The following is a 12,969-nucleotide window of genomic DNA, read 5'->3' as shown; positions in this document are numbered from 1 at the left end:
GTGGTCGACTTCGCCTCGCTCAGGGACGCCCGCCTGGACGGTCTCAAGACGGCGGGCCAGGCATGGCTGACCTATTCGAAATACCTCCAGGGATCGGCGCAGGTCTACGAGACCGACGTCGTCCGGGGCATCGATCGTTCCGGCTGGAAAGGCGTCGCGTCGCAGGTCGCGAAAGGCGAGATCACCCCGGAGGCGCAGCGGCTGAAGCGCGCCGCGTTCAGCGCCTTCAGCATCTACAACACCCTCGCGCAGGCCGAACACGAATTCCGGCAGGCCCAGAAGGACCTCCAGAACGCGGTCAATGAAGCGCACAGCCTGCACATCAGGGTCGGCGACGACGGTTCGCTCACCATGCCGCCGCTCGTGGGGGCGGACCGCAACGACCCGGAGAGCCGCAGGCAGTGGAACGCCACCCTCCAGCGTCTCAGCGGCGCGATGCGGACCGCGGTCGACAACGCCACCAAGACCGACCAGAAACTCGCCGCCGAACTTCCCAAGCTCTTCGCCGAGCGGGCCTGGAAGGAGGACCTCCCGACCGAGTTGTCCGATGCTCCGCCGCTGTGGCCGGTGACGGACTACGGACGGCCGTGGGGCGTCGAGCCGCCGACCGCCCATGACCGGAAGGTCTACGGGCAGATGGAGTTGATCGCGCTCGGCGGCATCGCCAAGCAGTGGCCGACCGCGGCGACGCTCCTGTCCCACTGGCTCGACGGGAGCGGCGACACTCGGCATGTCGACCCAGAAGAGATCATGAAACGCAGTCCGGAGATGAGGCGGGAGATAGAGAAGACCCTGGCGGAGCATCCGGGGGACGGGACCTTCGACTCCGGCTGGAAGAGCGCCAACTTCGACTACCGCACGAACCAGGACATGTACTACGCCTTCAACGGCTACCAGTACAGGGTCCGCGGAGAAGGGAACCACTACACGGTCGAGTTCTACAAGCGGTACAACTTCGGCACCGCCGACGAGCAACGGCTGCCGTTCAAGGCGCCACTCGTGGGCACCGTCAAGCAGCCCGACATCTCCCACCTCCATACGGTCGGCATGGTGCGCGACTTCGACGTCTATGGGTCATCGGGATACCAGCGGTGAAAGCACGTCATCTGCTTTACGCGCTCGCGGCGCTCGTCGGCGTCGCGGTTCTGGCGACCGCCGGAACGGTGGGCTACGCGCTGCTGTCGACGTCGGACGGACCGCTCGCCGAAAGCAACCGAGACCCTCGCCCCGTCAAGGGCTCCGACCCGCGCCTCACCCTCGAACGGGCCGCCGGCGACCTGAGACTGCACCTCCCCGCGTCCATGAGTTCCGTGCGGTACATGACCAGGAACGACTCCAGCCCCTACTTCCTGCATCTCGCCTTCGCCGTTCCCTGCCCGGCCGTCGCGAAATTCGCCGCCGACAATGATCTGCGGCGCGTCCGCTGGAAACAGAGCGTCACGCTCGAAGTGCGCGATCTCCAGACGGTGGCCGGCGACCTCGGACGCCGCCTGCCCGAAGGCCCCGCGACCAACGTGTGGACGAACGACGAACACGACCCGCGCAGCCGCGTCGTCGCGGACGTCCCCTTGAACGACCGGACGTGCCAGGTGATCGGAACCTTCGCGGACTACGCATAGCGCTGCTCGCCCGGCGCCGCATCCCTGGCCATGGGCCGCATGGCTACCAGCTACCGCCCCCGCCTCCGCCGCCACCACCGCCCACGTGACCGCCGCCTCCGCCTCCGTACGACGGAGGCGTGTACGTGCTCGAATATCCGCTGTACGAGCCCGTGGAGGAGCGCCCAGAAGGATAGGACCAGTAACCGTTGGAAGACCGCGTCGGGGCATCGCTGGAAGCCGTGAAAAGCCAGCCGAGCGCGGTGAACCGGTCGCTCGCCTCCGCCTCGTCTCCGCTGTAGGTGTACCAGTCGAGCCGATCGGCGTACGCGGTACCGAACTGCTCCACGGCCGACCAGAATCGGAGCGCTACTGCGTAGGGCAGATGGCGCTCGCCATCCGGTCGTTCAAGCCGGCGGCCCGGCGCGTATTCCTCCAGCAGCGCCCGGAGCCGCGCGCCGGCGAAAGTGAGATTGTCGACCCGGTCCTGAACGATGAGCGCGACCGTTCCGGCGATGAGGACCGCGACCCCCACCGCCGTCAGGTCGCCCACGGAGAACACGCGCATGTCGAAATTCCCCCACAGGTCCACGACGACCAGGAGGGCGCCGGCCAGCAGGCCGACGAACCCCAGCGTGCGCAGCACCAATTCGCAGTTGTACAGGTCGAACCTGCGGACCAGCCTGCGGTCGCACACGGCGGCGTAAATCATGCTGGAGAGCTGCAGAGACGCGACGTCACTCCGCCGCGCCTCACCGACCCGCACCTTCTTTCTGGATCCGAACAGCTTTTCCAGAAATGCCTGTTCATACGACCGAAGCGGCGCCTCGACGGGGCGCCGGGTCAGCGTCACCTTCTCCCCGTCGTCGTGGATGTGGAGATGGCCGCGGACAGCGAGGTCGACCAGGATCGCCTCGCGTTCGCTGGACCTCCGCAGGGGCAGGAAGTACCGGAGCTCCGCAGGCCCCACCAACTCGAGCAGGTCCGGAACGGGGCGCGGACGCCGCCGCCAACGGACCCACCCCCACGCGGCGGCCAGGAGCGCGCACACCGCGCCGAGCACCGCGTGCCCCACCCACGTCACCGCGTACCGGGGCCGTGCGTAGTGCGGTGGCGGCACATGAGCGGCGCCCTTCGGCAGGCCGATCCTCACCGTGATGCCCTCGTGCGCACCGAGCCTCTGCACGAACGACGCGCTGCTCCCCGTGACGGTCCGGCCGCCGCACGAGCCGTGGGTCCCCTCATCCCCCGCGAAGCAGTCGGCGTACGTCGGCGCCGCCGGGGCGCTCACACGCACCGCCGCCGAGTCGATCGGCACGCTCCAGCCGGTGCCGATCGCGTCCCAGTACAACTCGTCGTGGTCCTTGTACGGGGTCAGCGCGCGCGCCACGTCGAAGTCGATGGCGTAGGTCTTCACCCCCTTGACGTTGACGTTCTCGTCCCCGATCCGGATCTTCAGCGTGCTCGTCCCATGGTCGATCTGCGTCTTGGCGTGCTTGCCGCCCACCGTCACCTGGACGCGGTCGATGTCGTAGAGGCGCCTGCCGTCGCGGTAGGGGATCACCCGCTCGATCCCGTGCCGGTCCCGCGCGCCACCGAAGTCATAGACGATCACCTCGTGGACGTGCAGGAGCCCGTCGGCGCGAACCGTGAGGTCGGCCCGGTAATCGCGGATGTGCTCCGTGACCGTGGCCGCCCGCGCGGGCCAGGCCATGGCAACGGTCAGGAGGACGGCGCCGAGCACACTCCACCGCATGATCCGCATAACGGATAGGACGCTACGAAGCGCCCGTCCGTTCAGCCTCGGGAGAGGGACGCCACGAACGGCCGAAGCCGGACGGACATCTCCTCCGGCGCAGCTCGAGATCCAGGTCACGTCCCGCGCGCAGCGCTTTCCTTGGCGTGCGGCATTCGACGGTAGCGGAGGAACCGGTTCCCCGCGCTCGACACAATGGTTGACCGTCTTGGACAGGTGGTCTTACTATCCGGCCGGATAACGCTATCGGGCAACGCGAGGAACGTTTACGAGACGGCGCACGCGGTGGGAGCGGGCCGCCTCGCAGAACGGGATCGGCGTCGTTTGGGGCGACCTCGGAAAGGCGTTGGCGCCCACGCATGGCATGGCCGGAAATCCCGGCAAGGACCGGGCGGCCGCCAGATTCATCGCCGCCTACAAACCGGCGGTCGAAGCCGCATGGCACGGATTCGCCGCACTGCACCGATCCGTCGGTGACATGTCGTGGGGGCTGACACAGACGGTCATAACCACATCAAGGCCGATCACAGTTCCATGATCAACGGCCGCTTCTCCATGGTTCCCCAGCAGCGCGGAACTCTTCTGGACCAACTGCTGCGCGGTAGCGTCCCCCGCTCACTGAACGTGGCGCCGCCTCCGTCGGCCGCCGGCCCCGGCAAATCGCCGCCCAAGTCGCTGCTGGAGAGCCTTCCCGGCATCAGGTTCGACCCTTTCGACATCTCCGAATATTGGCCGACAGGGGATCCCTTCGCGCTCAAGGCGGCCGCCAACGCCTGGCAAAACGCCCACACCGGGCTCAGCGGCGCCCGAGGTCCGCTCGCCGCCGAGGTCAAGAAGGTCACCGGCCACAGCGACGCGCCCGACATAGCGGCGTTCGGTGACTACTGGAGACGGCTGGACGGCTCTCCGCCCTCCCTGCGGGAGGCCCTGCCCCAACTCTGTGCCGGAATCGCGCGGGCCGCCCCGAACCCCGTCGCGGCCCTCGTTGAAATGGCCGCGATCCGCGCCGCCATGGCGGCGGCCGCGGGCCGGCTCCTCCAGGCCGTCTCCGTGATCGCCACCGGTGCCCTCGCCGAACACCTCGTCACCTCGGTTACCACCGGCGCCGCCAACGCTCCGAACCTTCGCATCCTCGAAGCCGAGACGGAGCACCCGAACGGCGTCTACGAGCCGAGCGGAAAACAAGCCCACAAGTACCCGTGCACGCCGCGGCGGCGAGAACTCGAAGGAACCCGAGGACGGCCAGTCCGCGCTGGACGATTCCGTAGCAAGTCAAAGATACCTCGCCGCGCAGGGTCGGCTACGATAAGGAAAGTGGAGAGATAGTGGTGCTGGACAAGACCAGCGACGGGGTATTCCACGGCCATGTCAGGTCATGGGAGGGGCTTGACCAGGCGATGCGAAACGCGCTCATAAAGGCGGGCATGTTCAATCGCCGAGGGAAGTGCATAGGGGAATTAGATGCGCTATCGGAGGTTGGAACCGATTGAGCGCGAGGCCGTGGAGTCCGCGCTGAGGGAAGGCGATGTCGGCACCGTCGTCGCGGGCATCGACTACCTGTCGAACCAAGACCAGGACCAGGACCGGGACCGAGTGCTGAGCCTGCTGATGCGGTGCATCGACCATGCGGCCCCCGACGTCCGCGGCGCCGCGGCCCGTGGCATGGGAAACCTGGTCCGCCTCCATCTGGACATGCCGGTCGATGACATCGTCCGCGCCTTGCAAGAGCGACTGGCCGACGCTGAAATAGCGCCCTACGTCGAAGACGCCCTCTCCGATGTCGAGACGGTCCATCGCAGGAGCGTCAGCGATCCGCGCGCTGTACTCGTCGACAGCGTCCGGAAGATCGCGACCGGGGCAATCGATGATCTGACGGAGACATTGATGCCGTTGGGGCCGCAGTTGGAGCGGGAACTCACCTCGCCCGCCTCCGAGATCTTTCGCAATCACCGGGAATCGGCCAAGGTGGCGAGCCTGCTCTCGGCTCTGGACGCCGTCCTGGATCAGGTTCCTCCCGCCGCCACCGATGCCGAGGTGCTGCGGGATCCGGGTTGGAGCCACGTCACCGAGGCCGCCCAGAGCGCACTCGCAGAACTCGCCCGCCCGTCATGAACGCGACGGTGCGGCGCCAGCGTATGGACGGACGCCGCCACTAGGAGAACAGCGAAGTGACGAGGGGGCGGAGCCTGACCGACATCTCGTCCGGAACCTCACCCGGCCCGCACCAGCGTGCCTCGAGGATCTCCGCCGGATCGAGTTCGAGTCGCCCGCCGGTGACGCGGGCTTCGTAGTACGTCTCCACCCGGTGGCGAAAACCGCTGGCGACGCGAAGCGGAGTCCCCTCCACCTCGACCTCCAAGGAGGTCTCCTCGCGTATCTCGCGGGCGACGCCGTCCTCCAGCCGCTCGCCCGCGTTGACGTAACCGCCCGGCAGCCCCCAGGCGCGGTACTCCGGCCAGAGCCGGTGCCTCAGCAGCAGGATCCGCCCCTGCTCGTCTCGGACGACCCCGGCCGCATAGACCAGGAACGTGTCATGCCGGAGCCGAGCAAGCCGCCACTGCACCCGCCCGCCCAACCTCCTCCACACCCAAACAAGCCCCCGCCGCACCACACCCAGACCACCCACCCCCGAATCCTCCCACGCCCGCATTCGGGTCCGATCGGCGCTCAGGGCAGTCGCGGGCCGTCGCTATCCGCTCCGGGTCATGTGGACGAACCAGTCCAGAGTGGCGACCACCACGTCCCAAACCGCCTCGTCCGCCAGACGCGAGATCGGGAAGTTGGGGTACAGGGCCAGCTTCGCGGCGGGAATGTCGATGCCCGGTGCCTCATTGAGCCGTCTGCGGAGTTCGTCCCGCACAGCCGGGTCGTCGAACGGGGCCTGATCGTCCTCAGTGCCCTTCTTTGCAAGTGTGACCGTGTCTTGTTCAGTCGGGTCAGTGGGTTTGCGGTGAAGCGTTCGCTTCGTCTGGGGCGCCGGTTAGCCGATGGTGAGATCGCCTTGGACATCGCGGAGCTGAACGACTCTGCCGGCTCCACCGTTGACGACATTCACCACGCCGTCGTCGTGAGATGCGGCATGCATCTGCGCCTGCATCCACACTGAGGTGAGTTCGGCGGCCCACTGCGGGTCGTCGTCCATCAGCAGCCGGAGCGCCGCGGCCAGGGCTGCGATGTGCTCTGGCGTCGGGTCGGATGCGGCGGCACGAGCCAGTTCCGCTTCCCGTCTCTCCGGACGCCGCGCTATCCGCTTGCGGACCTTGTCCACCAACTCGGCCACGGCCGCTCGGATCGGCTCGCCCGCCACCTCAACAGTCTTGCCCGCCATCGCGGTGGCTATGGCGACAGTCATGGGATCCGTCATCGCCTCAATCCCTCACCCTCTGTGGACGTCGCGAGAGAAACCGCAACGATCGATCCAGGACCATGGCGTTCGCCATACTCCGTTAGTTCCGCCGTCATTGTTCGGACCCGGTGGGCGGCCGGGCCTCTGGCCCGGGAGCCTCTTCGGCAGAGCCGCGCGGTGGGTCGAAGCGGTCCTTGATCTCGTCGGCCACGTCGTGGAAACCGTTTTCGGCCAAGCTGTCGGCGACCTCGCGGGCGAACAGGTTGCGCTGCGGATCGTCGCCGGAAAGCCCGAGGCGATCCAGCATCGCGCCGAAATGATCGGTGGCGGATCTTTCCGGCTCGCGCGGAGGCGGGACGTTGTTCGCGGTGTCGGCCAGGTAGCGCAGGTCGGAAATCCGCTCCACGGTGCCGTCCAGGCTCTCGTCGTTCCGGGCGAGCCACCACACCACGGCGCTGCCAGGGTCTTTGAGGACATCGTCACCGAGGTAGCGTCGGAGGCTCTGCTCTTGCTTGCGCTGGTGCTCCCAGACGGCCTCCGTCTTGCGCACCGTGGCGAGCTCGTCGAGCCGTTGGCGGTCGTCTTCGGGCAGGGAGAGCTTGACCGCCTGGGCCATCGCCCGAACGCGGCCGGTGGCGTCGGAGACCATCTCGGCGAGCGCGTCGGCGAGCTCGTGCGCCGCCAGTGAGACGTACTCGGGATCCCAGCGCCGGACCAGGTCACGCGCGCGCCGGACGATCGCGTTCCGGGCGAGCGCGTCCAGATTCACCGCTGGATGGCCCTCGATGAGACCCTCGTGCGTCCAGACGACGTTCGCCGAGAAGACGAAAAAGTAGTCCGGGCGGTTGCTCGGCAAACGCACTTCGGCGATGCGGCCCACCTCCGTGGACGGCGCGGCTTCTTGCACGTACCCGAACTCGGGCGGCGGCGCGGGGCTGAACGTCCGGCGGAAGAAGGACGCGAGCCCGCCGAGCGCCGCTATCGCGAGCACGGGTGCCCAGACGAACGCCGGTGCCAGCAGCACCAATGCGGCCAGCAGCAACCCGCCGATCAGCAGCGGGAAGAACATCGGAAGGACGCGGCCCATGTGCAGGGGACCCGCCCCTTCGGACTCGCTCATGCGGATGCGGCCCTCCTGCCCGTCCTGATTTTGCGGAGCACGAGATCCTCCAGATCGGTGCGCGGCGCGGCCTCGCGCGCCAGCGTGTACATGCGGGCGAGGACGCGCGGACGATGCGCGCATCCCAAAAGGAGAAGGTCGAGCAGCAGGTCCCGGTGCCGCTCGTCATCGGCGGCGCGGCGTAGCCAGTCGCGTGCGGACGGCGCCCACTCGCCCTCGGTGAGGGACCCGAGAGCGCGACTCCACCCGTCGGCCAGTCGCTCCTGGACGGACGCCTCGGCCAGGAGCGGCCGCTTGCCCGCACCGGGATCGGTGAGCAGCGCCGGGTCGGCGAGCGCGAGGAAGATCCGTGCGTCGGAGACCTGCCTTCGTTCGTCCGTGCTCGGCATCGCGAGCCGATCGAGCATCCGGCGCAGGAGCCGCGGATCGTCCCGGACGAGGCCGACGAGGGCGTCGCGAGCCCGCGTGACCCGCTCACGCCGCGCCATGTGATGCAGGCGGACGATCGCCTCGTCGGGGTGGCCGACCGCCATCTCATCACGGCAGGCCACGACGAGCACCGTGAGGAGGCTCTCCGGAAGGTCACTTCGTTGCGCCCAGTCGTAGATCTTCTGGCGGAAGAAGCGACCGTGGCGGCGGTCCCGCAAACCACGTTGGAGGATCCGTGCCGCGGCCTCGATGCGGGATTTCGACGGCGGTGATGCCGTCCATGTCTCCAGCAGCTTCAGGAGCGCTTCGCGGTGCCGGTCGTTGAGGCACAGTTCGGCGAAACGGTCGACCAGCTCTCTCCGCTCGGCGCCGGAGAGGTCGGGCTGCGGGACGGTCTCGCCCACCCACTCCAACAGGTCTTGCTGGAGCCCGGGCAGGTGGGTCCAGAAATGTGCCCGGACCGCCGCGTCGTAATCCAGATCGACGAAACGCACGTGCCCGGATTCGTCCAATGCGGCGTGGATCTCTTCGAGCCGCCGACGAAGCGTTGCGTCCTCGATCGCCGGTTCCTCGGCGGGCGCCGCACGCGCCGTTCGCAGGAAGGCGGCGGCGGCGCGGTGCACGACCTCGGAGTGGGCGCCGTGGAGCATCGCCGTTACGAGGAGGAACGCTCGACGTTTCCCTCCCTCCAAGGCGTCGATGCGCTCGGCCACCTGTTCTCGCCACCCGGCGAGCGCCTTGTGGGCGACACGGCACCACGCCGCGAATTCACCGTCCCGGGCGTCCTCGTACGCCTCGGCGATCAGGCGGGCGTAATGCGCTATCCGGTCGAGGGTGAGTCCGGTGTCCAGGTAGGGGATCGGCGGAAGCGGGCGTGGGACGGGGACGCCCTCCGACCGCAGGTGGCGCAACAGGACCTCCCTATCGCCGGGACGTCCGATCCGCACGCGGAACTGACCGAGGTCGGACCGCAGGTCCAAGGCCCGCCGCGCCGGGGTGCTCGCATGAGGCAGGACGACCGCGAGATGGGCGCCCCGCGTCCAGACGCGGCTCCGCAGACCGGACAACTCGCCGTGCACCTTGATCCAGACGTCCGGGTCGACGGCTGACAGGTCGAGCCACACGTGGTCGTCGTCGCCGACGTGATCGAGGTCCAGATAGTCGCCGCGCCCCTCCTGCAGCACGATTTCGTGAAGCGCCCGGCCGGCGTGCTCAGGGCTCCACAGCAGCATCTTCGCCGCCGCGAATCTGCCGCTCCCCGGTTCACCGTCGAGGAAGACGGTGCCGTTCCGCTGTAAAGCGTCGGCCGCCGCTCCGAAACCCGGCGGCTCGACGAAACGCCGCCAGAGCCATCGCAGTTGGTCAGCGGCCTCCTGTCGAGGAGATCGTCCTTTCGCGTCTTCGAGGAAAACAGTGGTGAAAGTGTTGTTCTGGTCCCCTGGACCTGTGTTCACGGGCCCGCTGCTGTCGAACACAAAGGGGCCGGTGGATGTGGTCATCGTTCGGCTCCGCCGTCGTTCTTTCCGCCGAAGCGGTGGGAGATGTCGCCGCGGTGATCGCCTTGGACGTAGGTGGCGCCGTCGCCGGAAAAGGTCTGGGAATAGTTGTTCATGTCACCGGATCCGGCATGGACGGGGCCATGGGCGTCGCGTATGACAGGACCGGAGTTGCCGGCGGTTCCGGAGGTGTCACGCGCCTGGATGACGGTTCCGGATGCGCCGCCGGACGTATTGCGCACCGTGCCGTCCTCGGACGCGTCACCTGAGGTGGCGTCCACCATTGCCGGCACCGCGCCGGCAACGACCTGGGCTATGCGGGCGAGGCCGGATTCGCCGTCGCGGACGTCCAGCCGGAGCGACTGGGCGTCGGCGAGGCGCTCGAGCTCTGGGGGCAGGAGGTCCTTGCGGAGCCGTTCGGTGGTCCTGCCTTTGAGCACGGGGATGACGATCGCCGCGCTGGCGTACGCTTCGAGGATTTCGCGCCGAACCCAGTCACCGGCGTCCCGGAGGCGGGGATGGTTGTGCCACTCCGGGCCGATGACGGCGAGCAGGACGGTGCAGTTCTGGACGGCGCGCAGGAGTCCCTCGGGGAAGTCGCCTCCGGGCGGAATGGATTTCGAGGCCCGGAAGACGGCCTTGTCGCCGAAGCGGCGGGATAGTTCGCGTTCGATCGCGAAGGCGGCTTCGTCGCCGTCCCCGGTGCGGTAGTTGATGAATACCTCGTGCATGTTCCGTCCCCTTTCATGGGCTCGAGTTCCGCAGCGCCGTTCCGAGTTCGGGGGCCAGGTCGCGCACGGCCCGGTTCCCCGGATGGCGTGCCAGCGTCCGCGCGAGTCTGCGCAGGTCCGTGGCGATGGTGGCGGAGGCGACGGTGGTCGCCCCGCCGGGGAGTTCGCGGGTCTGCTCGCAGGCGCGGTCGATCTCCCCGGAAGCCGCGACCGCCAGTGCTCGGCGCGTTCCGTACCGGACGCGGGTGCGGACGGCGTCGGCCGGAACGCGGGCGAGCTGGGCGTCCAGGATCTCCGCGGCCGCTCGGGGACGTCCCAGCTCGTACAGGCACCAGCCGCGTCCCATCTCCGCCGGGTCGGCCACATTGCTGGTGCCGAGGATCGGTGCGTCCTGTTCTCGTGACGCGGTCGCGAGCAGGTCCTGAGCCCGGTCGAGGCAGCGCATGCAGGCGTCATGGTCGCCCGCGAGGGCATGGCCTTGGGCCTCCCGTTGCGCGGCCAGCCCCGAGACGCGCGGCGAGACCCGTCCGGCCTGGGCCCGCCTGGCGAGGTCGATCGTGCTCTCGGCGTCGTCGCGGTACAGGGTGATGAGCGCGTGGCGAACCAACCCGTACGCTGTGAGTTCACGGTCGCCGCCGGCGGCCGCCAGTTCTACCGCGTGCCGGGTCCACCAGAGCGCGGACTCGTCATTGCCGGTCTCCTGCACCAGCCAGCCGACGTATTCGGCGTAGCGCGATGCCAGTCGCAGCAGTTCGGCGCGCGTGCGCGGGCCAGCGTGCGACGCCAGTTCGCGGAGTGTGTGAGTCTGTGCGATGAGGACCGGCAGGACGAGGCCGGGAGCCACCGCTTGGCCGAGCCGCCGGTACTGCGCGAGCATCGACCGGTAGACGTCCGGCAGCGTCGTGTCGTCGGCGGCCGCCGGGCCGGCGCGGCCGATCCCGATTCCCGCGAGGGACGCGGCGCCGACGGCCACCGCCTGCCGCCGGCTTACGGGCTGGAACCAACTCGGTCCGTCCGCCGACAGCCGCATCAGCCACACCTCCGTTTCGCGGTCCTCATCGCCTGCTCCCCGCGGCACGGGTCCGGGGGGACCGTCCGCGAGGGCGGCGAGCGCGCCGCCCGCCCGCAGTTCGGTGTCGCAGAGCCGTGCCAGATCTCTGGCCGGAGGCCGGACGCCGCGCTCGACCAGGCTCAGGTGCCCCTTGCTGTAATGCACGCGGGCGGCAAGGCGGGCGAGCGACATGCCCGCCGCGAGCCGCCTTCTCCGAAGCTCTTTCCCGAAATCCGCCGGACCGTCGTTCATACGAGCCGTCATGCCGTCCATCCGAACAGCGGGAGTCATCGGGAGCAAGAGTGCGTTCGCGGCGGACGGCTCGCAAGGGGAATGGACGCGTTTCCTGTTTCGCCTTCTCCGGCTCGGTGGAAACGGCGGGTTCCGTGCGTCCGAAGCGGTGCGTGTTCGCGGAGGCCGGCGCCGCGTTGCCGGCGGTGCCCGTGGTGCTCGCGTGACCAGGGTGGTCGTCAGGTTTGCGGCGTATGCGAGGATGCTCGGTTATCTGCCATTTCAATGGCGAATAGTGACAAAGAAAGGTGATCAGGTTGCCGGCTTGGGGGAATGGTGGGGTGGGTAGGTTGCAGGGGACTCCATTCGTCCGTCGCCCCGGAGTGCAGATGCGCCTCTCCCGCCCCTGTATGGCCGTTTTCGGTGCGGTGACCTTCGCCGCCGGTATGATCACCTGGTCCGGGTCCGCTTCGGCGGCCGGGACGAACTACGTCGCCCTTGGCGACTCCTACTCGTCCGGCACGGGGGCGGGGGATTACGACCCGGCCAGCGGGTCGTGCAACCGCAGTGCGAACGCCTATCCGAAACTGTGGGCCGCGGCCCATGCGACGAGCTCGTTCCAGTTCGTCGCGTGCTCGGGGGCGACGACCGCGACGGTGGCGTCGGGGCAGCTCGGCGCGCTGAGCTCGGCGACGACGCTGGTCAGCATGACCGTCGGCGGGAACGACGCCGGGTTCAGCGACGTGATGGAGACGTGCGTGCTGCATTCGGCGTCGACGTGCCAGAGCGCGGTGGCGTCGGCGGAGAGCTTCATGAGGAACACGCTGCCGGGCAGGCTCGACTCGCTGTACGGCAAGATCCGGGCGAAGGCGCCGGGCGCGCGGGTGGTGGTGCTCGGGTACCCGCACCTCTACAAGATCGTGAGCGTGTGCGTGGGGCTCAGCAACGCCAAGCGGACGGCGCTGAACGACGCCGCGGACGTGCTCGACGGAACGGTGAAGGCGGCGGCGGGGCGGGCCGGGTTCACCTGGTCGGACGTCCGCGACGAGTTCGCCGGGCACGAGCTGTGCTCCGGGGACGACTGGCTGCACGCGGTGACGATCCCGATCGGTTCCAGCTACCACCCGACCGCCAAGGGGCACCGGCTGGGCTACCTGCCCGCGCTCACCGGGTCGGCGAGCGCGGCGCTGCAGAACCAGACCTAGGCGAGC

13 protein-coding genes are annotated in these 12,969 nt (G+C 68.7%); 5 read left to right on the top strand and 8 right to left on the bottom strand.

The features are described from left to right. Both amrb99_RS33500 and amrb99_RS33495 read left to right on the top strand, forming a co-directional pair. A complete protein-coding gene (locus amrb99_RS33500; RefSeq protein ID WP_190863753.1) occupies positions 1 to 1,095 on the top strand; it encodes a hypothetical protein in 1,095 nt (364 codons plus the stop codon). Then, entirely contained in the window at positions 1,092 to 1,619 is a 528-nt protein-coding gene (locus amrb99_RS33495) for a hypothetical protein (protein ID WP_190863751.1), read from the top strand. Before amrb99_RS33500 ends, amrb99_RS33495 begins: the two co-directional genes overlap by 4 nt. Before the next feature lie 43 nt (positions 1,620 to 1,662). Here the strand turns inward: amrb99_RS33495 and amrb99_RS33490 are convergent, their stop codons facing one another. After that, positions 1,663 to 3,363, bottom strand: coding sequence for a DUF2207 domain-containing protein (locus amrb99_RS33490; RefSeq protein ID WP_190863750.1), 1,701 nt, complete (start codon positions 3,361 to 3,363; stop codon positions 1,663 to 1,665). 525 nt (positions 3,364 to 3,888) lie between these two features. Between amrb99_RS33490 and amrb99_RS33485 the strand changes: the two genes are divergently transcribed. Beyond that, entirely contained in the window at positions 3,889 to 4,680 is a 792-nt protein-coding gene (locus amrb99_RS33485; protein WP_190863747.1) for a hypothetical protein, read from the top strand. Positions 4,681 to 4,815: 135 nt separating this feature from the next. Beyond that, positions 4,816 to 5,466 carry a hypothetical protein gene (locus tag amrb99_RS33480; protein ID WP_190863745.1) on the top strand — a complete coding sequence of 217 codons (651 nt, stop codon included), beginning with the start codon at positions 4,816 to 4,818 and terminating at the stop codon, positions 5,464 to 5,466. Between the two features lie 40 nt (positions 5,467 to 5,506). Here the strand turns inward: amrb99_RS33480 and amrb99_RS33475 are convergent, their stop codons facing one another. The 7 genes from amrb99_RS33475 to amrb99_RS33445 all read right to left on the bottom strand — a co-directional run bounded on the left by amrb99_RS33475 (position 5,507) and on the right by amrb99_RS33445 (position 11,791). After that, a complete protein-coding gene (locus tag amrb99_RS33475) occupies positions 5,507 to 5,917 on the bottom strand; it encodes an NUDIX domain-containing protein (protein ID WP_347256960.1) in 411 nt (136 codons plus the stop codon). A 126-nt stretch (positions 5,918 to 6,043) separates the two neighbouring features. Continuing rightward, positions 6,044 to 6,214: a hypothetical protein gene (locus tag amrb99_RS33470; RefSeq protein ID WP_190863743.1), complete on the bottom strand. Its 171-nt coding sequence runs from the start codon at positions 6,212 to 6,214 to the stop codon at positions 6,044 to 6,046. A gap of 120 nt (positions 6,215 to 6,334) precedes the next feature. Then, the gene (locus amrb99_RS33465; protein ID WP_190863741.1) at positions 6,335 to 6,718 is read right to left on the bottom strand and encodes a hypothetical protein; all 384 of its coding nucleotides are present in this window, start codon (positions 6,716 to 6,718) and stop codon (positions 6,335 to 6,337) included. Between the two features lie 94 nt (positions 6,719 to 6,812). Further along, the gene (locus tag amrb99_RS33460; RefSeq protein WP_190863739.1) at positions 6,813 to 7,820 is read right to left on the bottom strand and encodes a hypothetical protein; all 1,008 of its coding nucleotides are present in this window, start codon (positions 7,818 to 7,820) and stop codon (positions 6,813 to 6,815) included. After that, positions 7,817 to 9,748: a hypothetical protein gene (locus amrb99_RS33455; protein ID WP_190863738.1), complete on the bottom strand. Its 1,932-nt coding sequence runs from the start codon at positions 9,746 to 9,748 to the stop codon at positions 7,817 to 7,819. The genes amrb99_RS33460 and amrb99_RS33455 overlap by 4 nt, the downstream gene beginning before the upstream one ends. Continuing rightward, positions 9,745 to 10,476, bottom strand: coding sequence for a toll/interleukin-1 receptor domain-containing protein (locus tag amrb99_RS33450; RefSeq protein ID WP_190863737.1), 732 nt, complete (start codon positions 10,474 to 10,476; stop codon positions 9,745 to 9,747). The genes amrb99_RS33455 and amrb99_RS33450 overlap by 4 nt, the downstream gene beginning before the upstream one ends. A gap of 13 nt (positions 10,477 to 10,489) precedes the next feature. Continuing rightward, positions 10,490 to 11,791: a helix-turn-helix transcriptional regulator gene (locus amrb99_RS33445; RefSeq protein ID WP_241756171.1), complete on the bottom strand. Its 1,302-nt coding sequence runs from the start codon at positions 11,789 to 11,791 to the stop codon at positions 10,490 to 10,492. Between the two features lie 356 nt (positions 11,792 to 12,147). On the opposite strand from amrb99_RS33445, the gene amrb99_RS33440 reads away from it, so the two are divergent. Further along, positions 12,148 to 12,963: an SGNH/GDSL hydrolase family protein gene (locus amrb99_RS33440; protein ID WP_190863736.1), complete on the top strand. Its 816-nt coding sequence runs from the start codon at positions 12,148 to 12,150 to the stop codon at positions 12,961 to 12,963. Positions 12,964 to 12,969: the final 6 nt, after the last annotated feature.

Origin of the sequence: Actinomadura sp. RB99 (assembly GCF_014706005.1) — a bacterium.
Classification (GTDB): Bacteria; Actinomycetota; Actinomycetes; order Streptosporangiales; family Streptosporangiaceae; genus Spirillospora.
Note: the sequence above shows the minus strand (reverse complement) of the source record. Positions and strands in the feature narration are given on the sequence as shown.